This is a genomic window from Rahnella sp. CG8 (genome assembly GCF_023701875.1).
Taxonomy (GTDB): Bacteria; Pseudomonadota; Gammaproteobacteria; order Enterobacterales; family Enterobacteriaceae; genus Rahnella; species Rahnella aceris.
This window is the reverse complement of the sequence record NZ_JABAED010000021.1, coordinates 61489-87684: the sequence shown is the minus strand read 5'-3', so window position 1 is coordinate 87684 and position 26196 is coordinate 61489. Positions and strand designations below refer to the sequence as shown.

Below are 26196 nucleotides of genomic sequence, written 5' to 3'. Positions count from 1 at the left end.
TTACACATCGCTGAAGATAACGGAGCTTATTATGAATGTCTCATTATTTGGCCAAACCCCTGCCATCACGGTGCTTGATAACCGTGGTCTCTACGCCCGTAACATCACCTATCACCGCCATCCCGACACACCAGAAGAGACGGACGAACGTATCATGCGCCATCAGTACAATACCGGGGGCTTCCTGACACAAAGCAGTGACCCGCGTCTGTACGGATTCGGGCAGGCAAATTTTATCTATCGAAATGACCTCTCCGGTCATGTCCTGCGCGCACAGAGCGCCGATGCGGGCATCTCGGTGACACTCAATGACATAGCGGGCCGGATCCGTATGGCTGGATCTAGCATCAGAATTGATGACAAGGGTCGGGAGGACATCAGTCAGGCAGTCTTCCGCACCCGGCAGTATGAGGGGAATACACTGCCAGGCCGTCCTCTGAGTGTGACGGAAATAACTGCCGATGGCATATCCAGAGTGAGCGAACGGTTTGTGTATGCTAAAAACTCACAGGCAGAAAAGGACGTGAATCTGGCTGGCGAGTGCACCCACCATTACGATCAGGCGGGTTTGTTACAGACCAACAGTATGTCCGTAAGCAATGTCGCGCTGTCAGTAAGCCGCCGGTTGCTGAAGGATGCGGATAACCCCGCCACAGTGGCTGACTGGCAGGGAGACACTATCACTGCCTGGAATGTACGGCTGGATGAAGTGCGCCATACCACCCTGAGCACGGTGGATGCCACCACATCGGTATTAACCACCCTTGATGCCGCAGGTAACCGGCAGCGGGTGGCGTATGATATTGCGGGTATGCTGAAAGAAAGCTGGCTGACCCTGAAAAACGCTGAAGAGCAGGTTATCGTCAAATCTCTGACCTATTCTGCCGCCGGGCAAAAATTACGCGAGGAGCACGGTAATGGCGTTGTGACCACTTACTTCTACGAAGCGACAACACAACGCCTGACAGGAATGAAAACCGAGCGCCCGGCAGGACATGCCGCCGGAGCAAAAGTACTGCAAGACCTGCGTTATGCGTATGATCCGGTGGGCAACGTAACCACCGTCAGCAATGATGCTGAAGAAACCCGTTTCTGGCGCAATCAGAGAGTAAAACCTGAAAATGCCTATACTTATGACAGCCTTTATCAGCTGGTGAAAGCCACCGGACGCGAGATGGCTAATGCCGGTCAGCAAAGCAGTCATTTTTCATCCAGCCCCCTTGCCCTTCCTGCCGATAACTCAGCGTATACCCTTTATACCCGCACCTACACCTACGATACCGCTGGCAACCTGACAGAAATCCGACACAGTGCTCCGGCCACCAACACTTATTACACCACCTCAATCACGGTCAGCAACCGCAGCAACCGCGGAGTATTGAGCACGCTGACCAACAACCCCGAAGAAGTTGAAGCATGGTTCACGGCAGCCGGATATCAGATGCAACTACAACCGGGTCAGGATCTGACCTGGACGCCGCAGGGCGAACTCCTGACGGTGACGACTGTCTTGCGGGACGCGGGTGACAATGACGGCGAGAATTACCGCTATGACAGCATGAGTCAGCGCATTCTGAAAGTCAGTAAACGCAAAACAGGTGATACGCAGCAGACGCAGCACGTAACCTACTTGCCCGGTCTGGAGCAGAGGCTCTCTCTCACCGGCAGTACCGGGACAGAAAGCCGCCACACCATCATCGTGGGCGAAGCGGGACGCGCTCAGGTACGGATACTCCACTGGGAAAGCGGATTGCCCGCAGGCATGACCAACGATCAGGTGCGTTACAGCATTGACAATCTGACCGGCAGCAGCGGACTCGAGCTGGACGGCAAAGGCGAGATCATCAGTCTGGAAGAATATTATCCCTATGGCGGCACAGCATTGTGGGCTGCCCGCAGTCAGATAGAAGCTGAATATAAAACTGTCCGCTACTCCGGCAAAGAACGGGATGCAACGGGTCTGTATTATTACGGATATCGTTATTATCAGCCGTGGGCGGGCCGCTGGCTGAGCGCTGACCCCGCAGGAACGGTGGATGGCCTGAATCTATTCAGGATGAATAGAAATAATCCGGTAACGTTTTATGACAGTGACGGTAAAAAGCCTGTCGCGGGCAATGATGATTACAAAATTATCGTTGATACCGATGTTAAAGAGCTTTTCAGGGCCGATGGCCGCAGTCCGGAAGAGATAGTAAAAGCGGGAGGGTTCTCAAATGCCGTCAGTATTCATGATGCTGGCACATTGGGCCAATATCATAACGGTGAAGCGGCTGAACCTATTATCTATACAGCAGAAACGGCGCTGGGAATGAAAGACTTTGCGAATCAAATGCCCGGAGAGAAATACTTTTATCAGATTGACGCCGTGAACCTGCGGGTTGCCAGTTACGAAAAAAACTTTGCGACGTTGACGGCCAGAAAGAATCTGGTCCAGCATTTAAAACAACAGAAGAGTTTAATGGACAAGATTCTCAATGAAGGATGGGAAACGATGGATGAGAAAACATTAAGGGACAAAATCTCTGATGTCAGTAATCCGGAATCCTGGCGTTCACTGACCACAGGTGTCAATGAAGCTCATGTTATTGGAGAACCCGAGCAATTGTTAACGGCGGCGCAATTGTCTCAGGGAGAAAATTCACCCATCATCCCGCTCGATCGCATTACCGTTATAGGTAAACGTTCGGAAGGAATATGGTCCGACAAAGGAAAACATATAAAACTGGCGAGTATGCAAGCCGGAAATGAACCCGCAGCAAATCTATCGCCAAAAAGCCGCCGCCGCGTATTATCACACGCCGACTGAACAGCCGGTTGACATAAGCGCAGAGACAGGGATTTAAGTCGTCAGAATGTCAGATAAAAAGATGGGTGCAATGTTCCGCGCTCATCTTTTATTCCTGAAGGCCCCCTCAGCCGGTACTGGTTTTTCTCAGCAAACGGTCAGGAGATTACAATCAGCGTCTGGCAATAATACAGACGCCTGGCAGGCTACTGCATCACCCGCACAAATTCGCCTTCGGCCTGCACGTTGTGACCGAAACCGCAGTCATTGGTGGTGTGAAGTTTAACGCTCCGGGGTGCGAAATTCATGTCCACGCTACACTCGCCGCCACCGGCGGAGGCATCATCGGCTTCGTGGTAAACCGCGTGATTATCCTTGATTGCCGTCACCACCGAAAAATCGCCGGTATTCGGGCCGTAATACAGTGACATCTGCCCCATGTATAAACCGCTGAAATCGATTTTAAACTGCGCTTCTTCGGCTTTCACTTCGACGATATTCCAGCTACCAAACCCGGCATATTGCCAGTAAATCCCTGCCGGACTTTCGGCTGGCGGCAAGGCATCCAGTTTTGGCTGCATCTGACTCAGGTTGTATTGTGATTTTTTGTCAGCAGGTGCCAGCATCAGCCAGGCCTTGGCTTTCAGATAATCGCCCTGCTTTATGTAGGTCAACGCAATGTTGTTGTAGGCCGTGGCAATCTGGTCCTGCGGCTTATGGCAAAACTCGCTCCAGGCGACCTGATTACGAAAAATTTCCCGGGCTTTGCCCATATCACCCTGCTGATAAGCCACTTTTCCGGCAGCGGCATAAATCCCGGCTTTAACACAATCGGCGTCGATATCCGGTTCATCAATCTGGGCAAACGCCTGAACACTGGCAAAACATCCTGCCACCAGCAGTAAATTCACTGCGACTTTCATCAAACATCCTTCTACTTTTGTGGTCTACAGAGCTTCGTGCTGGAAAAACATCCTTACAAGTGGCTCATTGCCCTATCGCACTGAGCCACTCATTCTGGGATGATTGGCTTTACAACATATCGATTACACATGGCTATTATGACTAAAAAACCTGGGAAATCGGCGCAATGGGGCGCCGTCTGGCAGTTAATTAAGCCTTACTGGCGCTCAGAAGAAAAGTGGCGTGCCTGGGGCATGTTGACCACAATCATCATCCTTTCGCTGGCCGGTGTGTACCTCAGCGTACAGTTTAACGAATGGAACCGTGTCTTTTATGACGCGCTGCAAAACAGAAACTATCCGGTTTTCAAAGCCCAGCTGTGGAAATTTACCTGGCTGGCGCTGTTGTTCATCGTTATCGCCATCTACAGAGTGTATCTGACGCAGGGTCTGCAAATGAGCTGGCGGCGCTGGATGACTGAAGAGTATATGGAGAAGTGGCTGACCAATCACGCCTATTATTACACGGAGTATCAGCATCAGGTGGATAACCCCGATCAGCGTATTTCCGATGACCTGAATGCCCTGACCAGCGGGACACTTTCTCTGGTGCTCGGTCTGCTGTCGAGCGTGGTGACGCTGTTCTCCTTCGTATTTATTTTGTGGTCGATCAGCGGGCCGCTGAACTTTATGCTCGCGGGCCATCACGTTGAAATCCCCGGCTACATGCTGTGGTTCGCGCTGCTCTATGCCGCCATTGGTTCCTTCATTATCTGGTATATCGGTAAGCCGCTGGTAAGACTCGGGTTTAATCAGGAATGGTTCGAGGCGAACTTCCGTTTTGGCCTGATCCGTATTCGTGAAAACAGCGACGCGATCGCGCTGTATCACGGTGAAAAAAACGAGCACGATCAGCTGACCGGCAAGTTTGAATCCATCAAAACCAACTGGTGGTCTATCATGCGCGTCACCCGTCGCCTGAACGTGGCATCCAACTTTTACGCGCAGTTTGCCAATATTTTCCCGATCCTGGTGGCGTCACCGCGCTATTTCGCCGGCGCGATCCAGATGGGTGCGCTGATGCAGATTGCTTCCGCGTTCGGTCAGGTGCAGGGCGCGTTGTCCTGGTTCATCGATGCCTTTACCGATCTGGCAAACTGGAAAGCCACGGTTAACCGTCTTGCCGGTTTCAATGCGGCAATCGATCAGGTTAACGCTCAGCCGCGCGGCATCAGCGTAGGCAAAAGCACCGAACACGCCTTACAGCTTGATAAACTGACGCTGAACCTGCCGAACGGGAATCCGCTGTTTTGCAATATTTCTGCTGCCATGCAACCGGGCGAACGCGTGCTGATTGCCGGGCCTTCCGGTTGTGGTAAATCAACGTTGCTGCGTGCGATTGCCGGTATCTGGCCTTACGGCTCGGGCAATATTGCACTGGCAGAAGGTAAGCGTTATCTGTTCCTGCCACAACGCAGTTACATTCCGATTGGCACATTGCGCGATGCGCTCAGTTATCCTGACGCCAGCCGTGAATATACGGATGAACAACTGCAACAGGTGCTGACGCAATGTCGTCTGTCACATCTGGCGGCGGTAGAAATTCTGGATGATTACGCCAACTGGAGCCAGCGTCTCTCGCCGGGTGAACAGCAGCGGCTCTCCTTTGCCCGTGCGCTGTTGATCAAACCCGATACGCTGTTCCTCGACGAAGCCACCAGCGCACTGGATGACGAAACCGAACAACAGGTATACGCTCTGCTGCTGAGCGAATTGCCGGAAACGTCAGTTATCAGTGTGGCGCACCGTAATTCGGTCGCGAAATACCATCAGCACTGCTGGCGGTTCAAAAATCAGGAAAATGGCCCGTGCGGATTCACCTCCACGGCGCTGTTGCCTGAATAACGCCTGACGCCACCGGAAAGTGGTTTCAAAATGCAGAAAGGTTGCTGATGTCAGCAACCTTTATTTTTTGTGTGTGCTGAAACCCATTTTGAGCAGAAAACCAACAGGGTGGCTGGCTGCTTTGTATAGCTGACTATACAATTATTCTTAAGTGAAATTTAAAAGGGTCGGAGGTAAGGGTTAATGAAGATAGACAAAAATTCGTTCACGCCGCTTTATCTGCAAATTGAGCAGCAACTTACCGAAAAAATCAGCACCGGCGAAATCCGCCCCGGAGATCCGATCCCGACCGAAGCCGCCATGTGCGAAATCTATGGCGTCTCGCGCATGACCGCGCGAAAAGCCGTGGATTATCTGGTGCGTCAGGGGCGTGTGGCCCGTTTTCGCGGTCGCGGCACCTTTGTCGTTGAGCCGCCAAAGCAGCAAAAAATCATTCTGCCGCTCGACCGGCATCTCACCGCCAGCGAAGTCGCCCAGGAAAATAATCAGCGCATTGAAAATCAGGTGCTGGAATTTCGCCGTATGCCTGCCAGTGAAGACATTGCCCGCGAACTGAATATTCCCGCCGGTACTGAAGTTTATTTTATGATCCGCCTGCGTCTGCTCGGTGATGAGCCGTTTGTGTATGAACAATGCTGGATGCTGTGCGACCGGTTCCCGGATATCACGCGCGCCGCCATGACATCGTCAAAATATGCTTATATTCGCTCGAAAGGTTTCCAGCCTGCGGGCAGCACCAAACTGATTTCGGCAGAACTGCCGTCCAACGAGATACGCGTCGCGCTCAACCTGTCACGCGACCAGCCGGTGCTGCATTCCCACGCGATTGTGTCGTTCACTGACGGCACGCTGTTTGAAGTGTCTGATGTCTACTACAACCAGAAAAACTATGGCTTCAGCGTCCATGCCAAAGTGAAAGCTTAAGCGCCGTCAGGCAATGCCCGACAACTCCGCCTTCACCAGATTCGCCACCTGTTCAACCTGCGGGCCATAGATCACATGCACATCCGTTTCGGTGATGCGTTTCACCCCCATCGCGCCGGTTTTCATTAATGTGCCATCCTGTATCTGAGTCATATCTTTGACCTTCACGCGCAGGCGGGTGAAACAGCAATCGACCGCCGTAATATTCCCCTCGCCGCCCAGTCCGATGATGATATTTTTGGTTTTTTCGCCCGTGCCCTGCGTCGGTTTTGCGCGTTCTTCGGCATCATTTTCATCCTCACGCCCCGGCGTTTTTACCTGCATCCGCAGAATGACCCAGCGGAACGTGAAGTAATACAGTGGCGCGTAGATGATGCCGAGGATCAGCGGATACCACCAGTGCGTGCGGCTGCCGCCGAGCACACCGAAGATCAGGAAGTCGATCGCCCCGCCCTGCACGTTACCGATCATCACATGCAGCATTTGCATCAGCACGAACGACAACCCCGTCAGCACCGCATGCAGGAAATACAGCACCGGCGAAACGAAAATAAAGCAGAACTCCAGCGGTTCAGTGATCCCGGTGGTAAATGACGCCAGTGCGCCCGCCAGCATCAGCGCTTTCACGCGGCCTTTATGTTCCGGCCGCGCGCAGTGATACATCGCCAGCGCCGCCGCCGGTAACCCGAACATCATCACCGGGATTTTCCCCTGCGCCAGGAAGCGCGTCGCCTGCTGCGTGACCGCATCGGAGATCGTGCCCGGATTGGCCAGCGCAGCATTAAAGATATTCAGCGCGCCGACAATACTCTGGTTATCCACCGTGGTGACACCGCCGATGGGGGTAAAGCGCACGGTTTCATTAATGATGTGATGCAAACCGGTCGGGATCAGCAAACGTTCTGAGGTGGCATAAATAAAGGTGCCGATCTCGCCCGTGCGCCCGATCAGCTCGCCGATCCACTGGATCCCCTGGGCGATCGTCGGCCAGATCAGCGACATCAGCACACCGACGATCGGCAGCACCAGCACGGTGACAATTGGTACAAAACGCCGCCCGCCAAAAAACGCGATCGCCGTCGGCAGCACGATGGTATAGAAACGGTTGTGCAGCCACATGGTGATCAGGCCGACCAGCACCCCGCCCAGCACGCTCATGTTGTAGGTGAAAATCCCCAGCGTGTTGGTGAACTCGGCGGCGTAAATCATCGCGTCACTTTCGGTCATGCCTTTTGCCGTGAGTTTGGCGACCGTAATGGTTTCCGGCGTAATACCCTGCGCCAGCAGGCTGTAATTAACCCCGACGTGCAGCCCGACAAAACCGATCACGGCGGAAAACGCCGCCGTGGCCTTCTCTGCATTAGCCAGCCCCATTGCCGTGGCGACCGCAAAAAACAACGGCAAATTAGCGAACAGCGCACCGGAGACCTGACGGATAAAGCCGATGACCAGTTGCAATGTTTTCATCTGGGTAAAGGTTTCACCAGTGACCGCCGGATTCTGCAATGCGGCGGCCAGGCCTAAGAAAATCCCGGCGGCGGCAATCACCGAGATAGGCGTCATCAGGGCTTTCCCCAGATCGTGAACCTTGCTGCCAAGTTTTATCATCTGTCTTCCCTCAATTCGCTGGCTAAAAATAAACCGTTAATTGAGTTAAGTCACAGAATGTATAGTTGTATAGACATAGCAGTCAGGAGTATGAAAGGGATCACAGTTTTGCGAGAGGAAAGCTGGCTGGCGGTGCAAAGGCAAAAAAAAGCCCACATCGGACTGTGGGCATGGGGGTTGCAACTGGCCGCTGTTCAAAACGGCTGGCAACAAGCAAATGTGAGAACTGCTCGTTCTCGGCCCTTAAGGTAACGGCTGCGGGCTTAATCCCTTAGTCTTTTCAGGTAAGGAGCAGGTTAAAATGTATAAATTTGTTTGATATGCATCACACTTTTTTAACACCTAACAATTCATTCACTTTTAGAACATCCCTCTGATAATTATTCTTATGGCCTATTAATTAGTTTACTAAGTAATGACTTTCCTGCCATTTTCCACTGCACGAAAAGACTAAAACCCCACAAGAACAAGGGATTATGTAGCAACATAATCCTCATGTTTTGAAATATAGAAACATGGGTGATGACAATATCCTTACACCGGGAAATCAGGCGCTCTCGTATAGTGAAGGACTTGTTGAGAATGGTTATTCTCAATTCCCCAAAAAGAGTGAATTCTATGCGCCTGAAGTTACTTTCTGTCAGTACAGTGGTACTGCTTTCCGCATGTGATGGTTCTGCCAGTTCTGCTTCCCCGGCAGCACAGGCTCCTGCGGTGAATGTCGTTACTTTGCACAGCCAGCCCGTCGCCCTCACCACCAGTCTGCCCGGCCGCACCACGGCGGTTCGCAGCGCGGAAGTCCGTCCGCAGGTGAACGGCGTGATCCAAAAACGTCTGTTCGTGGAAGGCAGCGAAGTCAAAGCCGGTCAGCAGCTTTATCAGATTGATCCGTCAACCTATCAGGCCGCTTTCGATCGCGCGATGGCGACCTGGAAAAGCGCCGACGCCACCGCCCGCCGCTATAAACCGCTGGTTGAAGCGCAGGCGGTCAGCCGTCAGCAATATGATGATGCCGTAGCCGCCGAGCGCGAAGCCGCAGCGGATGTCGAGACCGCCCGTGTCAATCTGCAATACACCAAAGTGTACGCGCCGATTTCCGGCCATATTGGCCGCTCGCTGTATACCGAAGGTGCGCTGGTGACCAGCGGCCAGACGGCATATCTGACCACTATCGATCAGCTCAATCCTATCTATGTTGACGTCAATGAATCCTCACAAGATTTGCTGAAACTGCGTCGCGCGCTGGCTTCCGGTAAGTTGCAATCCGCCGGTGACAACGCCGCGCAGGCCACCCTGACGCTGGAAGATGGCAGCAAATACGCCCTGCCGGGCAAGCTGGAATTCTCCGAAGTCACCGTGTCGCAAAGTACCGGTTCCGTTACCCTGCGGGCCTCTTTCCCGAACCCGCACGACGAACTGCTGCCGGGTATGTTTGTTCACGCCCAGTTACAACAAGGCATTGATGACAAAGGTATTCTGGTACCGCAGGAAGCCATCATGCATGACGTCAAAGGTGCGCCTTATGTGTATGTGGTGAAAGCCGACAGCACCGTTGAGCAGCGTTCCATCACCACCGGTCAGATGATGAACGGTAACTGGTTAGTCAGTCAGGGTCTGAATGACGGCGACAAAGTGATCACCGACGGATTACAGAACGTCAGGCCGGGCGCCAAAGTCAACGCCACCGAGCGTAAAGCCAGTGCCCCTGCCGAACAGGCTAATCTCGCGATGACCGATCCTTCCGCGCAATAGGTGAGCTGAATGTCTACTTTCTTTATTAACCGCCCCATATTCGCCTGGGTTGTCGCCATCGTCATCATGCTCGCCGGTGCGCTGTCGATCATGAAACTGCCGATCAGCCAGTACCCGAATATCGCGCCTCCGGCGATTTCCGTCAGCGTCACCTATCCGGGTGCGTCAGCGGAAACCGCCCAGAACACCGTAGTTCAGGTCATTGAACAGCAACTGAACGGGCTGGATAACCTGCGCTATATCGAATCGCAAAGTAACAGCGACGGCAGTGCCACAATCATTGCCACCTTTGATCAGGGTACTAACCCGGATATCGCGCAGGTTCAGGTACAGAACAAAGTGTCGCTGGCCGAATCGCAACTGCCGACCGAGGTGGTCAATCAGGGGATCCGTATTGCCAAATATCAGGCCAACTTCATGCTGCTGGTCAGCCTGATTTCGACCGACGGTAAAATGAGTAACTCGGATCTGAGTAACCTGCTGGTGACCAAACTGGAAGACCCGATCGTACGTACCAAAGGCGTCGGCGACTTCCTGCTGCTCGGTTCAGAATACGCGATGCGTATCTGGCTCGACCCGGCAAAACTGTATAAATATCAGCTGGTCCCAAGTGATGTCAGCGCGGCGATTGAAGCGCAAAACGTACAGGTGTCGTCCGGTTCCCTCGGCGGCCTGCCGACGGTCAAAGACAGCAAACTCAGCGCCACGATCATTGGTAAAACCCGTTTCGACAGCATTCATCAGTTCAAAAACGTGCTGCTGAAAGTGAACGCCGACGGTTCTCAGGTGCGTCTCAGTGATGTCGGCAACGTGGATCTGGGGCCGGAAAGTTATTCCATCTCCTCCACGTTTAACGGCAGGCCCTCTACCGCTATCGCCCTGCGTCTGGCAAGCGGCGCGAACGTGCTGGACACCGACAGAGCAGTAAGAGAAACCATCGCCGGGCTGGAAGATTCTCTGCCTGCTGGCGTGAAAGTCGAGTTCCCGTACCAGACCGCGCCGGTGGTCAGCGCATCGATTGAGGAAGTGGTGAAAACGCTGATCGAAGCCATCGTGCTGGTGTTCTGCGTGATGTTGCTGTTCCTGCAAAACCTGCGCGCAACACTGGTCACCACGCTGGTGGTGCCGGTAGTGCTGCTCGGTACCTTCGGTATTCTGGCGGCAGCGGGGTATTCCATTAACACCCTGACCATGTTCGGGATGGTGCTGGCGATAGGCCTGCTGGTGGATGATGCCATCGTAGTGGTGGAAAACGTCGAACGTGTGATGACGGAGGAAAAGCTCTCGCCGAAAGACGCCACCATCAAATCGATGAAACAGATCCAGGGCGCGCTGTTTGGTATCGCGCTGGTGCTGTCTGCCGTACTGGTGCCGATGGCGTTCTTCGGTGGCTCAACCGGGATCATCTACCGTCAGTTCTCGATCACCATCGTATCCGCAATGGCGCTTTCGGTGCTGATGGCGCTGATTTTCACCCCGGCGCTGTGCGCCACCATCATCAAACACAACGACGAGGAAAAATCGCAGAAAGGCTTCGCGGGCTGGTTTAACCGTAACTTCGACAAAGGCGCGATGCGCTACACCCGCGCCGTCGGCACGGTCATCTCACGCCGCCGTCTGTTTATGGGCATCTACCTGCTGATCGTGATCGCCACCGGCTTTATGTTCACCCGCGTGCCGACCACCTTCCTGCCGGATGAAGATCAGGCCGTGATGTTTGTTCAGGCGACGTTGCCCGCCAACGCCTCGGCAGAACGAACCCAGCAGGTGCTGGATAACGTCCGGGAATATCTGATGACGCAGGAAAGCGGCATCGTTTCTTCGGTGTTTACCGCCAATGGCTTCAGCTTCGCCGGACGAGGCCAGAACGTCGGGATTGCCTTCGTGCAGTTGAAAACCTGGGCCGACCGCCCGGCCGCTGCGCAAAAAGTTCAGGCGCTGGCCGGTCGTGCGATGGCGCATTTCGCCACCATCAAAGATGCCCGCGTATTTGCTTTCGTTCCGCCAGCCGTTATGGAACTGGGTAATGCCACCGGCTTCGACTTCTTCCTGCAAGACACCAACGGCAAGGGGCATGAAGCCCTGATGGCCGCGCGTAACCAGTTCCTGCAAATGGCGTCACAGGACAAACGCCTGATGGCTGTGCGCCCGAACGGGATGGAAGATGAACCGCAATATCAGCTGGAAATTGACGATGAACGGGCGCAGGCGCTGGGTCTGAGCCTCGACGACATCAACAACACCTTGTCAGCGGCCTGGGGTTCAGCGTATGTGAACCAGTTCATGTACAACGACCGCGTGAAGCGTGTTTACATCCAGGGCAAGGCGGCTTCCCGCGTCACGCCTGAAGATCTGAACAACTGGTATTTCCGTAATTCCAGCGGCGATATGGTGCCGTGGAGCGCCTTCGGCAGCGGCAAATGGGTGTACGGCTCACCGCGTTATGAACGTTTCAACGGCGTGTCTTCCGTCGAACTGATGGGTTCACCGGCACCGGGCTACAGCTCAGGCGATGCCAACGAGGCGGTGATGGAAATCGCGGCCAAACTGCCACCGGGTTACAAAGTGGCATGGCACGGCCTGAGCTACGAAGAGAAGCTTTCCGGCTCACAAACACCGGCGCTTTACAGTCTGTCGATGATCGTGGTGTTCCTGTGTCTGGCGGCGCTGTACGAGAGCTGGTCAATTCCGTTCTCCGTCATGCTGGTGGTACCGCTGGGGATTTTAGGCACCATCGGTGCTGTGTTGCTGCGCGGGTTGTCGAATGATGTCTTCTTCCAGGTTGGCCTGCTGACGACCGTCGGGCTGGCGGCGAAGAACGCCATATTGATTGTTGAGTTCGCCAAGGAGCTGCATGAGAACGAAGGGATGTCGGTGGCACAAGCGGCCATCGAAGCGGCCAAGCTGCGTATCCGGCCGATCATCATGACCTCAATGGCCTTCGTCCTCGGCGTATTCCCGCTGACCATTTCCAGCGGCGCGGGCGCGGGCAGCCAGCATTCCATCGGGACGGCGGTGGTCGGCGGCATGCTCACGGCCACCTTCCTGGCGATCTTCTTCGTGCCGATGTTCTACGTCACGGTTGTGAATCTGTTCACCCGCAAATCGAAAAAACACGATAAGGCGCTTCCTGCACCAGAGGCAACACACCATGAATAAACCGCATTTCGCGCTGTCGCTTATCGGCGCGTTTTCACTCACCCTGCTGGCCGGCTGTACGATGGAGCCGGATTATCAGCGCCCTGCGCTGCCGGTTGCCAGCAACTGGGACGGCGCCAAAACCGGTGCTGCGCAGGATATCGGCTGGAAAGCCTTCTTCAATCAACCGGCGATGAAGCAGCTGATTGGCATGTCCCTGGCTAACAACCGCGACCTTCGGGTCGCGGCATTAAACGTCGATACCGCCCGCGCTACCTTCCAGATTGACCGTGCCGCGCTGCTGCCGACACTCGACGCCAGCGCCGGTGAAACCAACCAGCATCTGCCGGGCGGATTGTATTCAACACAAACCAGCGGACCGGTGACGTATCAGCAATACAGCGCGAATCTGGGCGTAACGTCTTATGAGGTTGACCTGTTTGGCCGCTTACGCAGCCTGCGCGATCAGGGGCTGGAAACTTATCTGGCGACAGAAGCCACACAGCGCGCCACGCAAATTTCGCTGGTGGCTGAAGTCGCTTCCGGCTATCTGAGTCTGGCGGCGGATAACGATCTGCTAAAACTGGCGATCAGTACCGCCGACAGTCAGAAAAAATCTTACGAACTCACCAAACGCAGCTACGATTCCGGCATCGACACTTCACAGGATCTGGTGCAGGCCGAAACCACGGTGCGCGCGGCGCAGGCCGACATCGCCCAGTACACACGTCAGGTACGTCAGGACGTCAATGCACTGACACTGCTGGTCGGCACCACCATTCCACAGAGTTTGCTGGCGAACGCCACCCTGCAACAGGACTGGAAATTCCCGCAGACACCGGCCGGTTTGCCCTCTGATCTGCTGACCCGTCGTCCGGATATTATTTCCGCTGAACATACGCTGAAAGCGGCTAATGCCAATATCGGCGCGGCGCGTGCAGCGTTCTTCCCAAGCATTACGCTGACCGGCACGGCAGGCACAGAAAGCGGCAGCCTGAGTAAACTGTTCGACGGCGGCACCGGTGCGTGGTCATTTATGCCATCGGTTAATATCCCGATCTTCGACGGTGGCGTGAATCAGGCCAATCTCGACATCGCTAAAGACACGAAGAAAATTGATATCGCCAATTATGAGAAAGCAATTCAGACGGCGTTCAAGGAAGTCTCCGACGGCTTAGCCGGTCAGGCGACCTACAAAGATGAACTGCTGGCCCGCCAGCAGGACGCCGACGCCAATCAGCGCAACTACGATCTCTCGCAGATGCGCTTCAAAGGCGGAGTCGATAACTACCTGAGCGTACTGGTCGCCCAGCGCTCGCTGTATTCTGCTCAGCAAACGCTGATCACCACACAACTTGCCCAACTGAATCAGGACATCAGTTTGTATAAAGCGTTAGGAGGCGGCTGGAAGGAGTGATTTTTGAGTGAATGGAAACGCCGGCGGAAGTCGGCGTTTTTCGCAGGGTTCATCTGATATCAGAATAATTCAGAATGACTCCCTACCCGGTACAATTTTAATTCTTCGTCATTTCTCTGACAAATGAGTAAAAGATCTGGCGCACCATGGCATTCCATATATCCCGCATAACCACCTGAAAGCCGGTGTTCACAATATCGAATAGGTAAAGGTTCACCCGTCTGCAACAAGGATAATGTCTCCAGAATAGCTCCCTGCGCTCGTTTGTCGTTGTTGTATTTTTTCGCATCCTTTTTAAATCTTGTCTGATAAACAATCCTTAGCACATATCACCATCCCAGATCGTGCTTCAACTCCTCAATCGTTGCGACACTTTCAACACCAATTCCATTTTCCATATCACGAATGGCCTGAAGTGTTTTTGCATTAGGCTGCAACAAATCGACGGGTAGCTCAGCATTCACAGCCAACCTATTTACAACCATTCGAATGATTGTCGAAAGATCCAACCCCATTGCCTTTGCGTTTGCCATTGCAGCAGCCTTTGACGCTGAAGTTACTCGAGCTCTGACAACAGTGTCAGTCATAAAACCTCCGGATCAATTTTGTCGTGTAGCTACATTGTAGCCCTCATGTAGCCACTGAACAAAATGTATTCACTTACAGAGCAGTGTGCAGAATATAGATTACTGTTTTATCAGCAACTCTGTACTTTCATCGCTGCGGCAAAGCTTCCAAAAAAGCTCATCATCACTCAGGATTTAGCTGAATTCCGAATGACTTTCACTACCAGCTCTCCCCGCGCATCAAAATAACGGCTCGGCCAGATCACGCTCGGATGCACATCCAGCGCCTGTGCAATCACCTTCTCCCCTTTCGGCCATGACCGCGACAGCGCATTTGATAGCGTCGAAGAACTCAATCCCACACTGCGCGATACCGCTGCCAGCGTCGTACCCCGTTTACGCAATGCCGCAATGATGTCTGCCTGATGCCAGTCGGTATGATTCTGTGCTTTGTTCATGGAGGATCCTTTCCTGAGTTATGAGTAAATAAAACGTCTACACAGGAAGAGTAAACCGGGAGAAAAATTATCCCAAAACGGGATAAAACCAGATGAATAGTGATCAGGTCATTGATAGATAAGATGAAATGTAATATTGATGAGTTAACTGAGCTAAATACTGATAAAAATTATTTTGGTGGGAATTTTTTCACCGAGTAACCATTAATACCCCACCCCAGCCCTACCCTTCGCAGGGGAGGGAGCCGACCGAGCTTTTAACTCCTCCCCCTGCGAAGGGGGAGGCTGGGAGGGGGTATTACAAATAAAATCAGAAGGTTAACATTGTCTTCCGTCGTACAATTTCGCATCGCAAATGCTCAAGAACTTCAGGTAATTCCTGCATAACCTGAAGATTCGTAAAACGGATAACTTTCATTCCTGAATCACACAGAAAGTCCGTTCTGGTTTTATCCGCTGCCATCCCTTTCTCACTGAAATGACTTTCACCATCCAGCTCAACCACCAGCCTCACCTCTCCGGCGTAAAAATCGACGATATAGCGCCCGATCCCATGCTGACGGCGAAATTTAACACCCAGCGCTTTACACCGGATCGCCTGCCATAAAACAAACTCTGGATAAGTAAGATTTCCCCGCAGATCCTTGCGTAATTCTTTCTGTTTTGAATCGTTGAACATGTCACACCGAGTTGTCTTTAATACCCCCACCCAACCTCCCGCTTCGCAGGGGAGGAGCCGTACTGAGAGTATCTGCAAATGCGGTGATAATATTTTTCTCACACCATTGCTGCGGCCATCATTCCAATATTTTAATATTTTAATATTCACGCATTTTCGCCCGCCGTCACACCTGCTAATTATTCATTATTGGCTGTGAAGATTTTTTGAGTAAAAGGAAACGCCGGCAGAAGTCGGCGTTTTTGTTGCGTGATCTGTAGAAAATATTCCCTGAGGATCCCGCGCATGCATTGACAGCGGGGAATACAACTACGTCAGTCTGGAATCTGCATTATCGGCATATGGCATCATTTCGCAGATACTGGTCGACCGACTGGCCTTCATGACGACCCGACGCCCTGGGGCACTATCGAACTGACGCATACTCACCGCAGCATTTTGGATATTCTCGATGCAACCGTCGAAACGCCATCACCACTGAAACAAGCGATACCCTCCACGGTAATCAGGGATTTGCGCCGTGTTGGCAGGAATACTCATCTGATGGATCTTAAGGAAGAATAATGAGTGAGAAGGTCGATTTTGGTTTCGCCATCAGCGTAAAAGCCCCCGAAGAGCTGCGTCAGCTTCCCGATTATGATCAGATCAACATCGACCGCTGGCAAATAACTATCGAGACATCTCCCGGTCAATCCAGCGCGGAATATATGGTGTAACTGTCCTTCTGGCACCCCGCTGAAAGGGCTGTTTCCAGCCCTTTCATTCAAACTCTCTTACTTACCCACATCCCCGTTCCATCCCCCGCCCAGTGCGGCGATCAGCTTAACGCTGGTGACCATCTGGGTGCTGAGCAGTGACAGGACGCTTTGTTGCTGGGTCAGGCTGGTGTTCTCGGTGGTCGCGACGTCGAGATAGTCGATCATCCCCGCCTGATACTGGTTGTAGGTCACGCGGGCGGATTCTTTGGCGGAATCGGCGGCGTTCTGACGGGCGACCAGTTCGCTGTCCAGCGTGTGCAGTTCAACCAGATAATCTTCCACTTCCTGCATCGCGGTTAACACGCTCTGGCGATAACTGGCGACGTCGGCGTCATACGCGGCTTCGGCTTGTGCCACTTTGCCACGGGTGGAACCGAAATCCAGTACCGTCTGGCTGAGTTCCGGGCCTAAAGACCAGACGCGGTTTGGCAACGAGAACAGGTTATGGAAGGCCGAGCTGGCAAAACCGCCGCTGGCACTTAAGGTCAGATCGGGATAATACGCGGCAGTGGCGACACCGACTGCCGCATTGGCAGAGGCCATGGTGCGCTCAGCGGCGGCGATATCAGGACGACGCTGCAGCAGTTGCGACGGAATCGCATCCGGCATCGCAGGCAGGTTCAGTTTTACGTCGCGGGCGGCGAGGCTGAACTGGGCCGGTGGTTTGCCGATCAGTACGGCGATAGCGTGCTCAAGCTGGGCGCGCTGCCATTGCAAATCCAGCGCCGACGCTTTGGTACTTTCCAGCTGAGTCTGTGCCTGCGCCAGTGTGCCACGCGAGGTACTGCCACCGGCATACTGATTCTCAATCACGGTCAGATAACGCTGATAGGCGTCAATACTTTGCTTATACAACGCGATTTGCTGATCCATCACCCGCAACTGGAAATAATCCTGCGCCAGTTCGGATTGCGCGCTGAGCGTCGCATCGGCCAGATCGGCCTTGCTGGCCTGCGCGCTGGCATCCTGTTCTTCCGCCGTGCGGCGCAGTTTGCCCCACAAGTCCAGTTCCCAGCTTGCACTCAATTGTGCGGACTGGCTGTTGCTGGTGGAGGTTGAGGTGCCACTGCGCGTGCTGCCGACGGTGGCATCCACGGAAGGATACAAATCAGAACGCGCCTGCGTCACCAGTGCCTGGGCTTCGCGGTATTGCGCGGCGTACTGGGCAACGTTCTGGTTGGAAATCTGCACCTGTGTCAGCAGGGACGACAGCTCAGGATCCTGATACACCGCCCACCAGTCGCCTTTGGCCTGATTATCTTTCGGGATCGCGGCCGTCCAGCCTTTGGCTTCTTTAAATGCCGTTGGCATAGTCACATCCGGCCGTTTGTAATCAGGACCGACGGCACAGGCGCTGACCAGTAAGGCCAGCGCCAGCGGAGCAAGACGGAACACCATTGAACGTGTTTTTTGCAGAGTCATCAGATTCGCTTCAGGGTAATGAGTTTCAGTGTGATCAGTCATGAGAACTGGCCTCCGGCGGCGTCGTGTGAGGACGCAGACGTTGCCACAGACGATGCGTCGCGCGGCTGGTGCGATCCATATACAGGTAAACCACCGGCGTGGTGAATAACGTCAGGATCTGGCTCAGTGCCAGCCCGCCGGCAATTGCCAGACCCAGCGGACTGCGCAGATCCGCGTCCCCCCCGCTGCCCATCGCCAGAGGCAGGGCACCAAAGAACGCCGCCAGCGTGGTCATCAGGATCGGACGGAATCGCATCAGACAGGCCTGAGTGATTGCCTGTTGTGGCGTCAGACCAAGCCGCCGTTCGGCGTCGAGCGCGAAGTCGATCATCATGATCGCATTCTTTTTGACGATGCCGATCAGCAGCAGGATCCCGATCAGCGCGATCACCGTCAGTTGCGTATTGGTCATCAGCATCAGCAACAGCGCCCCCAGCCCGGCGGAAGGCAGCGTGGAAAGAATGGTCAGCGGGTGAATATAACTTTCGTACAATACGCCGAGCACGATATATACCGCCGCCAGCGCGGCCAGGATCAGCCACGGCATGGAACTGGCCAGCGCTTCAAACGCCTGCGCCGTTCCCGCATAACTGCCATGAACGGTATCCGGCAAGCCGATTTGTGCCATGGCGGTTTTCAGCGCAGCCTGCGCATCTTCCAGCGCATAGCCGTCGGCGAGATTGAACGCGATAGTCGTGGTCGCTGTCTGCCCCTGATGGGATACCGACAGCGGTGCGTTGGCGCCGCTGAAGGTGGCAAACGCCGACAACGGCACCTGATTACCAGAATCGGTCACGACATACAGCTGATGCAGGACATCCGGATTGCTGGTGTAGTCAGACGTCAGGTTCATGACCACGTGATACTGGTTCAGCGTTTTATAGATCGTGGCAACCTGCCGCTGGCTGAAAGAATTGTTGAGCAACGTGTCAATCATCTTCACGTTCACGCCCAGTTGCGTGGCACGATCCCGGTCGATATTGAGCATGACCTCCTGACCGCCGGTTTGTGCATCGGAATCCACACCGGTCAGTTGCGGCAGTTTCGCCAGCGCTTTCTGCACCTTCGGAGCCCATTCCCGCAGCACCGAAAGATCGTCAGATTGCAGACTGTACTGATACTGCGCGTTGGCGCTGCGCCCGCCGATATGCAGATCCTGCGCCGCCATCAGGAACAACTGCGCGCCCGGCTCCTTGCCGGTCGCCATCATCAGACGGTTCGCCACCTGATTGGCGGTCGAGGTACGTTTGTCGAAATCTTTCAGACGCACGAAGAAGGTGGCGGTGTTACGTGAACCAAAGCCGCCGCTGCCCGCCGAACTCATCACCGCTTCTACCGCCGGATCGTCCTGAATGATCTTGCTGTATTTCAGCACCTGCGGCTGGATCGACTGAAACGACGTGTTCTGATCCGCACGCAACATGCCCATCAGCATGCCGGTGTCCTGATCCGGGAAGAAACCTTTTTCCACCACGGTATAAAGATAGAAATTGAGGATCACGGTGAGGAACAACCCGATCAGCGTGATCAGCTGATGGCGCATAACCCAGCCGAGCGCGGCAGAATAGGCCGCCAGCAGTTTGTTAAGGCCATGTTCGATCATGCGGTAGATGCGCGGCTGACGTTTTTCCACCGGCGGTTTACGTTTGAGGAAACGTGCGCACAGCATCGGCGTGAGGCTCAGTGACACCAGCATCGAGATGATCAGCGAGACACTGAGCGTCACCGCAAATTCGCGGAACAGGCGCCCGACAATACTGCCCATCAGCAGGATCGGAATGAAAACCGCGATCAGCGACAGCGTCATCGACAGCACGGTGAAGCTGACTTCCTGTGCGCCTTTCAGCGCCGCCCGCACCGGTCCCATTCCCTCTTCGATATGCCGCGTAATGTTCTCCAGCACCACAATGGCATCATCGACCACGAAACCGGTGGAGATGATCAGCGCCATCATCGAGAGGTTATCCAGACTGTAGCCAAGCAGATACATCACCGCGCAGGTCCCGATCAGTGACACCGGTAGCGCCACGGCGGGGATCAGCACAGCATTCCAGTTACGCAGGAACACAAAGACCACCGCGATCACCAGCAGCGTGGCTTCCATCAGGGTCATTTCCGTATCACGCAGGGAAGCGGAAACGTTAGGCGAACGATCCAGAGCCAGGTTCAGTTGCACATCGCCCGGCAGACTTTCTTTCATCAGCGGCAGCGCGGCTTTGATCGCCTGAATGGTTTCCAGCATGTTCGCGCCAGCCTGGCGCGTTACACCAATCATCACCGACGGCGTGCTGTTGTAATACCCGACGTTGTATTTGTCTTCGACGGAATCATACACATTGGCGATATCGCTGAGGCGGATGGCCGAACCGTTGATGTAGGTGACAATCAGCGTTTTGTACTGCGCGGCGGTACTTTGCTGGCCGTTGCCTTCAATCATCCACGACTGATCCGACCCTTGCAGTAAGCCTTTCGGCAGGTTGCTGGTGCTGTCGGCAATCGCAGCACGAATGGTGTCGAGGGAAATCCCGTAAGAGGTGACGGCTTCAGGGCGTAAATCAATACGCACACCCGGCAGCGCGGACCCCACCAGAGAAACCTGCCCGACGCCGTTAACCTGTGCGATTTTCTGTTGCAACTGGCTCGAGGCAATATCGTACAACTCACCTTTACTGCGCGTGGCCGAGGTCAGCGCCAGCATGATGATCGGCGCATCCGACGGGTTGGCTTTGCGGTAAGTCGGCAGCGACGGCATGCTGCTGGGCAGTAATGCACGGGAGGCGTTAATCGCCGCCTGAACGTCACGCGCCGCACCGTTGATGTCGCGATCGAGATCGAATTGCAAAATGACGCTGGTCGAACTCTGCGAACTGCGCGAGGTCATTTCCGTCACACCGGCGATTTGCCCGAGCGCCCTTTCCAGCGGCGTCGCCACCGTCGCCGCCATGGTTTCAGGGCTGGCACCCGGCAGACTGGCACTGACCAGAATGGTCGGAAAATCGACCTGCGGCAGCGGTGCCACCGGCAGCAGGCGATACCCGAGCAAACCCAGCAGGAGTATCGCCATGGTCAGCAGCAATGTCGCGACCGGGCGGAAGATGAAGAAACGCGAAATGTTCATTTATTCCGCCTGCTTCGCTGCACGCCGGTGACGTGGATTAAGGCGGTGAGAAAGCCGGTCAAACATCAGGTAGATCACCGGCGTGGAGAACAGCGTCAGAACCTGACTGAAGATCAGACCGCCGACGATCACCAGCCCCAGCGGCTGACGCAGTTCCGCGCCGGATCCGCTCGCCAGCATCAGCGGCAACGCCCCGAGCAGCGCGGCCATGGTGGTCATCATGATCGGACGAAAACGCAGTAAACACGCCTGGTGAATCGCCTCACGCGGCGATAATCCCTGTTTGTTTTCCGCATCCAGTGCAAAGTCGATCATCATAATGGCGTTCTTTTTCACGATGCCGATCAACAGGATCACCCCGATCAGTGCGATCAGACTGAATTCCGTACCGGCAAAGATCAGCGACAGCAATGCGCCGACCGCCGCCGACGGCAGCGTGGAAAGAATGGTCACCGGATGGATAAAGCTTTCGTACAGAATACCGAGCACGACATACATGGTCAGCAGTGCGGCGAGGATCAGCCACAGCGTGTTGCCGGTGGCACTTTCAAATGACGCCGCCGCACCCTGATAGCGCAAAGTGATGCTGTCCGGCATGGCGATATCAGCCACCGTGGTTTTGATCGCCTGCTGCGCCTGCTCCAGCGAATAACCGTCTTTGAGGTTAAAGGAGACGGTGACTGCCGGGAACTGATTGAGGCGCGCCTGCAACAATGCGCCGGTGCGCATGTGGATTTTGGCAATCGACGTCAGTTTGACCATGCCATTGGTTGCCCCGGCATTGGTGGTGGTGGTCGAGGTGCCGCTGTCCGATGTCGAAGAAGACGTGGTGCTGGTGGTGGTCGCCACCGTGCCGGATGTTGAGGTGCTGTTGTTGGTCGCCAGATAGACATCGTCAAAAGAAGCCGGTGACTGCTGGAACTGCGGGGCCACTTCCAGCACCACGCGGTACTGGTTCGCCTGAGTAAAGATGGTGGAAACCAGCCGCTGGCCGAAAGCGTTGTACAGCGCGGTATCGACGTCAGACGCCGTAATACCGTAGCGTGCGGCAGCGTCGCGATCGAGCTCCACATAGGCGATCTGCCCCTGATTTTGCAGGTTGCTGACCACTTCGCTGAACTCCGGCAATGCACTGAGTTTCTCAATCAGCTTCGGTGTCCATTGCACCAGATTTTCGCTGTCGGCATCATCCAGCGTGAACTGGTACTGGCTTGGCGTGACCTGATCGTCCACCGTCAGATCCTGCGAAGCCTGCATATAAAGCTCAATGCCCGGCACGCCTGCGGTCTCCTGCTTCAGGCGTTCAATGATCGCCGGTGCACGTTCGCTGCGTTCATCAAAGGATTTCAGGCTGATCTGCAAACGTCCGCTGTTCAGACTGGTGTTATTACCGTCCACGCCGATGGTAGACGACACGCTTTCCACATCCGGATCATTGAGGATAGCGGCGGTCAGCAATTGCTGACGACGCCCCATCTCGCTGAAGGAGACATCCTGCGAGGCCTGGGTGATCCCCTGGATCATGCCGGTATCCTGCGACGGGAAGAAACCTTTTGGCACAATCACGTACAGCAACGCGGTGAACACTAACGTCGCGGCAGCGACCAGCAGCGTGAGCTTCTGATGGTTCAGTACCACGACCAGCATACGATCGTAACCGGCGATCATTTTGTCAAAAAACTCACCGCCTTTACGGTAAAACTTGCTCTGTTTTTCTTCCGGTGTGTGACGCAGCAAATAGGCGCACAACATCGGTGTCAGGGTCAGCGACACCACCATCGATACCAGAATCGACACGGCCAGGGTAATGGCGAATTCGCGGAACAGACGCCCGACCACATCGCCCATAAACAGCAGCGGGATCAGTACCGCAATCAGCGAGAAGGTCAGGGAAATAATGGTGAATCCGATCTGCTGCGAACCTTTCAGCGCCGCCTGCATCGGTGTTTCGCCCTCTTCGAGGCGTCGTGAAATGTTTTCGACCACCACGATGGCGTCATCGATAACAAAACCGGTGGCGATGGTCAGCGCCATCAGCGAGAGGTTGTTAAGACTGAAACCGCACAGGTACATCACACCAAAGGTGCCAACCAGCGAGAGCGGCACGGCCACGCTTGGGATCAGCGTCGCCGCGACATTACGCAGGAACAGGAAGGTGACCATCACCACCAGCGCAATCGACAGCAACAGCTCGAACTGAACGTCGCTGATCGAGGCACGGATAGTCTGGGTACGGTCAGAAATCACGCTGATTTTGACCGACTCCGGCAGCGCTTCCTGCAATTTCGGCAGTTGTGCTTTGATGGCATCCACCACCTGAATCACGTTGGCGCCCGGCTGACGCTGAACGCTGATAATGATCGCCGGTTGTTTGTTCGCCCACGCAGAAAGGTACTGATTTTCCGCTGCTTCGGAGAGCGTCGCGACGTCGCGCAAACGCAGCGCCGCCCCGTTTTCATAATTAACAATCAGGTTGCCGTATTCAGCGGCGGTGCGTAGCTGGTCATTGGCATCGATGGTGATCGAGTGATGCGGCCCGTCAAAGCCCCCCTTGGAACCGTTGACGTTACTGTTGCCGATCAGCGTGTTGATGGTTTCCATGCTGAGGTTATGCGCCGCCAGCTTGCGCGGATCCACCTGCACGCGGATCGCAGGCTGATGCCCGCCCGCCAGCGTGACCATACCGACGCCGGAAATCTGCGACAGTTTCAACGCCACGCGGGTATTCACCAGATCCTGCACTTTGGTCAGCGGCAGGGATTCAGAGGTTGCGGCTAATGTCAGCACTGCGGCATCCGCCGGGTTCACCTTCTTGTAAGTCGGCGGATTGGGTAAATCGCTGGGCAGCAGGCTGTCAGCGGCATTGATCGCCGCCTGCACTTCCTGCTCAGCCACATCAAGGGACAAATCCAGCGAGAATTTCAGCGTAATAATGGAGGAGCCGCTGGCGCTGGTGGAATACATCTGGCTCAGCCCCGCCATCTGCCCGAGCTGACGCTCAAGCGGCGCGGTAATACCCGACGCCATCACGTCCGGACTGGCGCCCGGATACAGCGTGGTCACCTGAATGGTCGGGTAATCGACCTGCGGCAGCGCCGAGGTCGAGAGCATGTTGTAGGCGAAAATCCCCGACAACAACACGGCGACCATCAGCAGAATGGTCGCGACCGGCCGGAGTATAAAGAGGCGTGAAGGATTCATTTAGACCCGCTGTCTTTACCGGCTGTAGTTGGGGGTACATCAGGCGCGACGGCCGTTTTATCCGCGCCGGTGGTGGCTTTATCCACACCGCCGCTCTGCTGACGCTCTTTGGAAGAGCCACCTGCTGCTGCAGCCTCACCAGAATTCGGTGTGACAATCTCGACTTTAGTGCCGTTGTTCAGACGGTCAATACCGGTGGTGACCACCTGCTCGCCCGGCTTCACGCCGGACAAAATCGCCACCTGGTCATCACCAAAATCCGGGCCGGACTTCACGCTGCGACGCTCAATGGTGCTGTCGGCTTTCACCACATACACAAAGTCGCCGTCGCTGCTCAGCTGCAATGCCGCCGCCGGGATCACCGTGGCATCTTTCAGCGTCGCGACCTGTAAGCGGGCATTCACAAACTGATTCGGATAGAGTTTTTCATCGTCATTATCAAACAACGCTTTCAGCTTGATACTGCCGGTACTGGTGTCAATTTCGTTGCTGATAAATTGCAGTTTGCCCTGTCCGAGCACTTCGCTGCCGCTCTGGTCAAAAGCCGTGGTTGGCAACTGATTGCCGCCGCGCAGGGCTTTGAGCAGGGTTTGCAAATTGCTTTGCGGCACGCTGAAGGTCACGGCAATCGGCTGAGTCTGGGTAATGGTGACGATGCCGGTGGTCGAACTGCTGGTGACCATGTTGCCCGGATCCACCAGACGCAGGCCGACGTGGCCGCTGACCGGCGCGGTGATTTTAGCGTACTCAAGGTTCAGCTTAGCGGCGGCGATTTGCGCCAGATCGGCTTTCACTGCTCCCGCGTACTGACCGGCGGTCGCAATCTGGCTTTCCAGATCCTGACGTGCCAGGGAATCCTGTGCATACAGTTTGCGGTAACGCGCCAGCGTCAGTTCAGCACTTTTCGACAGCGCCTGATTCTGCGCTAAATCGCCCTGATACTGTTCCAGCGTGGCCTGATAACTGCGCGGATCAATCTGCGCCAGCAACTGACCCTGCTCCACTTTCTGCCCTTCGGTGAAATACACCTTCATCAGCTGACCATCGACACGGCTGGTCACCGTCACCGTCGCGTTCGCCACCACCGTGCCCAGCGCACGCAGATACACCGGCACATCGGCCTGTGCGGCCTTTCCTGCCTGCACCGGCGTTGCCATTCCTGCCATCATCTGGCCGCGCATTGCGCGCATGCCGCCACGGCCCGGTTTTTTATGGGCAGAGGGATCAGAGGCACTTTGGTGGAAAGCAAAAAACCAGACCAGGATCGCGGCAACGATAATGGCGACAATAACCCACACGAATGTGCGTTTTTTGGAACGAGACGAGGCAGTCGGCAGCATAAATTTCTTGGTTTCGCAGTATTAATGAGGAGAAAACAGCTGAAAAATGACCTTCAACCAGAGATTTTCAATATCAGTCAAAAAACCATTATCCCCGAAAAGTGCGGGTGTCTGTTTTTAGGACAACGTAAAGATTTCGTTAGCAATTAAGAATTTCTATTTCTATCAGCAGGATGAA

The 26196-nt window shown here is 54.8% G+C and carries 17 protein-coding genes; 7 read left to right on the top strand and 10 right to left on the bottom strand.

Annotation, left to right across the window (positions count from 1 at the left end):
* Positions 1-31 precede the first annotated feature (31 nt).
* The gene (locus HGO41_RS18765; protein WP_250981300.1) at positions 32-2809 is read left to right on the top strand and encodes an RHS repeat-associated core domain-containing protein; all 2778 of its coding nucleotides are present in this window, start codon (positions 32-34) and stop codon (positions 2807-2809) included.
* A 185-nt stretch (positions 2810-2994) separates the two neighbouring features.
* On the opposite strand, the gene HGO41_RS18760 is transcribed toward HGO41_RS18765, so the two are convergent.
* Positions 2995-3711: a tetratricopeptide repeat protein gene (locus HGO41_RS18760; protein ID WP_112152353.1), complete on the bottom strand. Its 717-nt coding sequence runs from the start codon at positions 3709-3711 to the stop codon at positions 2995-2997.
* Between the two features lie 129 nt (positions 3712-3840).
* Here HGO41_RS18760 and HGO41_RS18755 point away from each other — a divergent pair, with 129 nt between their 5' ends.
* A complete protein-coding gene (locus tag HGO41_RS18755; RefSeq protein ID WP_015689425.1) occupies positions 3841-5595 on the top strand; it encodes an ABC transporter ATP-binding protein/permease in 1755 nt (584 codons plus the stop codon).
* A gap of 183 nt (positions 5596-5778) precedes the next feature.
* Positions 5779-6519 (top strand): GntR family transcriptional regulator, encoded by a 741-nt coding sequence (locus HGO41_RS18750; protein WP_015689424.1) that lies wholly within the window; start codon positions 5779-5781, stop codon positions 6517-6519.
* 6 nt (positions 6520-6525) lie between these two features.
* Here the strand turns inward: HGO41_RS18750 and HGO41_RS18745 are convergent, their stop codons facing one another.
* The gene (locus HGO41_RS18745) at positions 6526-8127 is read right to left on the bottom strand and encodes a PTS transporter subunit EIIC (RefSeq protein WP_250981299.1); all 1602 of its coding nucleotides are present in this window, start codon (positions 8125-8127) and stop codon (positions 6526-6528) included.
* Between the two features lie 618 nt (positions 8128-8745).
* On the opposite strand from HGO41_RS18745, the gene HGO41_RS18740 reads away from it, so the two are divergent.
* The 3 genes from HGO41_RS18740 to HGO41_RS18730 are packed head-to-tail and all read left to right on the top strand — an operon-like array spanning position 8746 to position 14434.
* Complete coding sequence (locus tag HGO41_RS18740) at positions 8746-9879, top strand: efflux RND transporter periplasmic adaptor subunit (protein ID WP_217243893.1); 1134 nt, start codon at positions 8746-8748, stop codon at positions 9877-9879.
* A 9-nt stretch (positions 9880-9888) separates the two neighbouring features.
* Positions 9889-13038 (top strand): efflux RND transporter permease subunit, encoded by a 3150-nt coding sequence (locus HGO41_RS18735; RefSeq protein WP_013574138.1) that lies wholly within the window; start codon positions 9889-9891, stop codon positions 13036-13038.
* Positions 13031-14434, top strand: coding sequence for an efflux transporter outer membrane subunit (locus HGO41_RS18730; RefSeq protein ID WP_013574137.1), 1404 nt, complete (start codon positions 13031-13033; stop codon positions 14432-14434). The genes HGO41_RS18735 and HGO41_RS18730 overlap by 8 nt, the downstream gene beginning before the upstream one ends.
* Before the next feature lie 59 nt (positions 14435-14493).
* Here HGO41_RS18730 and HGO41_RS18725 read toward each other — a convergent pair whose 3' ends face one another.
* The 4 genes from HGO41_RS18725 to HGO41_RS18710 form a co-directional block, all read right to left on the bottom strand.
* A complete protein-coding gene (locus tag HGO41_RS18725) occupies positions 14494-14760 on the bottom strand; it encodes a type II toxin-antitoxin system RelE/ParE family toxin (protein WP_250981298.1) in 267 nt (88 codons plus the stop codon).
* A 3-nt stretch (positions 14761-14763) separates the two neighbouring features.
* Positions 14764-15021: a type II toxin-antitoxin system RelB/DinJ family antitoxin gene (locus HGO41_RS18720; protein WP_013574135.1), complete on the bottom strand. Its 258-nt coding sequence runs from the start codon at positions 15019-15021 to the stop codon at positions 14764-14766.
* Positions 15022-15188: 167 nt separating this feature from the next.
* Positions 15189-15458 (bottom strand): helix-turn-helix domain-containing protein, encoded by a 270-nt coding sequence (locus HGO41_RS18715; RefSeq protein WP_013574134.1) that lies wholly within the window; start codon positions 15456-15458, stop codon positions 15189-15191.
* Between the two features lie 310 nt (positions 15459-15768).
* Positions 15769-16287: an endonuclease domain-containing protein gene (locus HGO41_RS18710; protein ID WP_250981297.1), complete on the bottom strand. Its 519-nt coding sequence runs from the start codon at positions 16285-16287 to the stop codon at positions 15769-15771.
* A gap of 413 nt (positions 16288-16700) precedes the next feature.
* Between HGO41_RS18710 and HGO41_RS18700 the strand changes: the two genes are divergently transcribed.
* Positions 16701-16853: a hypothetical protein gene (locus HGO41_RS18700; protein WP_015689421.1), complete on the top strand. Its 153-nt coding sequence runs from the start codon at positions 16701-16703 to the stop codon at positions 16851-16853.
* A gap of 57 nt (positions 16854-16910) precedes the next feature.
* Here the strand turns inward: HGO41_RS18700 and HGO41_RS18695 are convergent, their stop codons facing one another.
* From HGO41_RS18695 to HGO41_RS18680, 4 genes are read right to left on the bottom strand one after another with little or no spacing between them, the layout of a single operon-like run.
* The gene (locus HGO41_RS18695) at positions 16911-18359 is read right to left on the bottom strand and encodes an efflux transporter outer membrane subunit (protein WP_131638652.1); all 1449 of its coding nucleotides are present in this window, start codon (positions 18357-18359) and stop codon (positions 16911-16913) included.
* Complete coding sequence (locus HGO41_RS18690; RefSeq protein WP_250981296.1) at positions 18352-21477, bottom strand: efflux RND transporter permease subunit; 3126 nt, start codon at positions 21475-21477, stop codon at positions 18352-18354. Before HGO41_RS18690 ends, HGO41_RS18695 begins: the two co-directional genes overlap by 8 nt.
* Positions 21478-24678, bottom strand: coding sequence for an efflux RND transporter permease subunit (locus HGO41_RS18685; protein ID WP_112197513.1), 3201 nt, complete (start codon positions 24676-24678; stop codon positions 21478-21480).
* Positions 24675-26018 (bottom strand): MdtA/MuxA family multidrug efflux RND transporter periplasmic adaptor subunit, encoded by a 1344-nt coding sequence (locus HGO41_RS18680; protein WP_121020177.1) that lies wholly within the window; start codon positions 26016-26018, stop codon positions 24675-24677. The genes HGO41_RS18685 and HGO41_RS18680 overlap by 4 nt, the downstream gene beginning before the upstream one ends.
* Positions 26019-26196 lie beyond the last annotated feature (178 nt).

Bases quoted from the DNA above. Each gene is read 5' to 3' on its own strand.
- HGO41_RS18765 (WP_250981300.1), top strand. From the start codon at position 32: ATGAATGTCTCATTATTTGGCCAAACCCCTGCCATCACGGTGCTTGAT.
- HGO41_RS18760 (WP_112152353.1), bottom strand. From the start codon at position 3,711: ATGAAAGTCGCAGTGAATTTACTGCTGGTGGCAGGATGTTTTGCCAGT.
- HGO41_RS18755 (WP_015689425.1), top strand. From the start codon at position 3,841: ATGGCTATTATGACTAAAAAACCTGGGAAATCGGCGCAATGGGGCGCC.
- HGO41_RS18750 (WP_015689424.1), top strand. From the start codon at position 5,779: ATGAAGATAGACAAAAATTCGTTCACGCCGCTTTATCTGCAAATTGAG.
- HGO41_RS18745 (WP_250981299.1), bottom strand. From the start codon at position 8,127: ATGATAAAACTTGGCAGCAAGGTTCACGATCTGGGGAAAGCCCTGATG.
- HGO41_RS18740 (WP_217243893.1), top strand. From the start codon at position 8,746: ATGCGCCTGAAGTTACTTTCTGTCAGTACAGTGGTACTGCTTTCCGCA.
- HGO41_RS18735 (WP_013574138.1), top strand. From the start codon at position 9,889: ATGTCTACTTTCTTTATTAACCGCCCCATATTCGCCTGGGTTGTCGCC.
- HGO41_RS18730 (WP_013574137.1), top strand. From the start codon at position 13,031: ATGAATAAACCGCATTTCGCGCTGTCGCTTATCGGCGCGTTTTCACTC.
- HGO41_RS18720 (WP_013574135.1), bottom strand. From the start codon at position 15,021: ATGACTGACACTGTTGTCAGAGCTCGAGTAACTTCAGCGTCAAAGGCT.
- HGO41_RS18715 (WP_013574134.1), bottom strand. From the start codon at position 15,458: ATGAACAAAGCACAGAATCATACCGACTGGCATCAGGCAGACATCATT.
- HGO41_RS18700 (WP_015689421.1), top strand. From the start codon at position 16,701: ATGAGTGAGAAGGTCGATTTTGGTTTCGCCATCAGCGTAAAAGCCCCC.
- HGO41_RS18695 (WP_131638652.1), bottom strand. From the start codon at position 18,359: ATGACTGATCACACTGAAACTCATTACCCTGAAGCGAATCTGATGACT.
- HGO41_RS18690 (WP_250981296.1), bottom strand. From the start codon at position 21,477: ATGAACATTTCGCGTTTCTTCATCTTCCGCCCGGTCGCGACATTGCTG.
- HGO41_RS18685 (WP_112197513.1), bottom strand. From the start codon at position 24,678: ATGAATCCTTCACGCCTCTTTATACTCCGGCCGGTCGCGACCATTCTG.
- HGO41_RS18680 (WP_121020177.1), bottom strand. From the start codon at position 26,018: ATGCTGCCGACTGCCTCGTCTCGTTCCAAAAAACGCACATTCGTGTGG.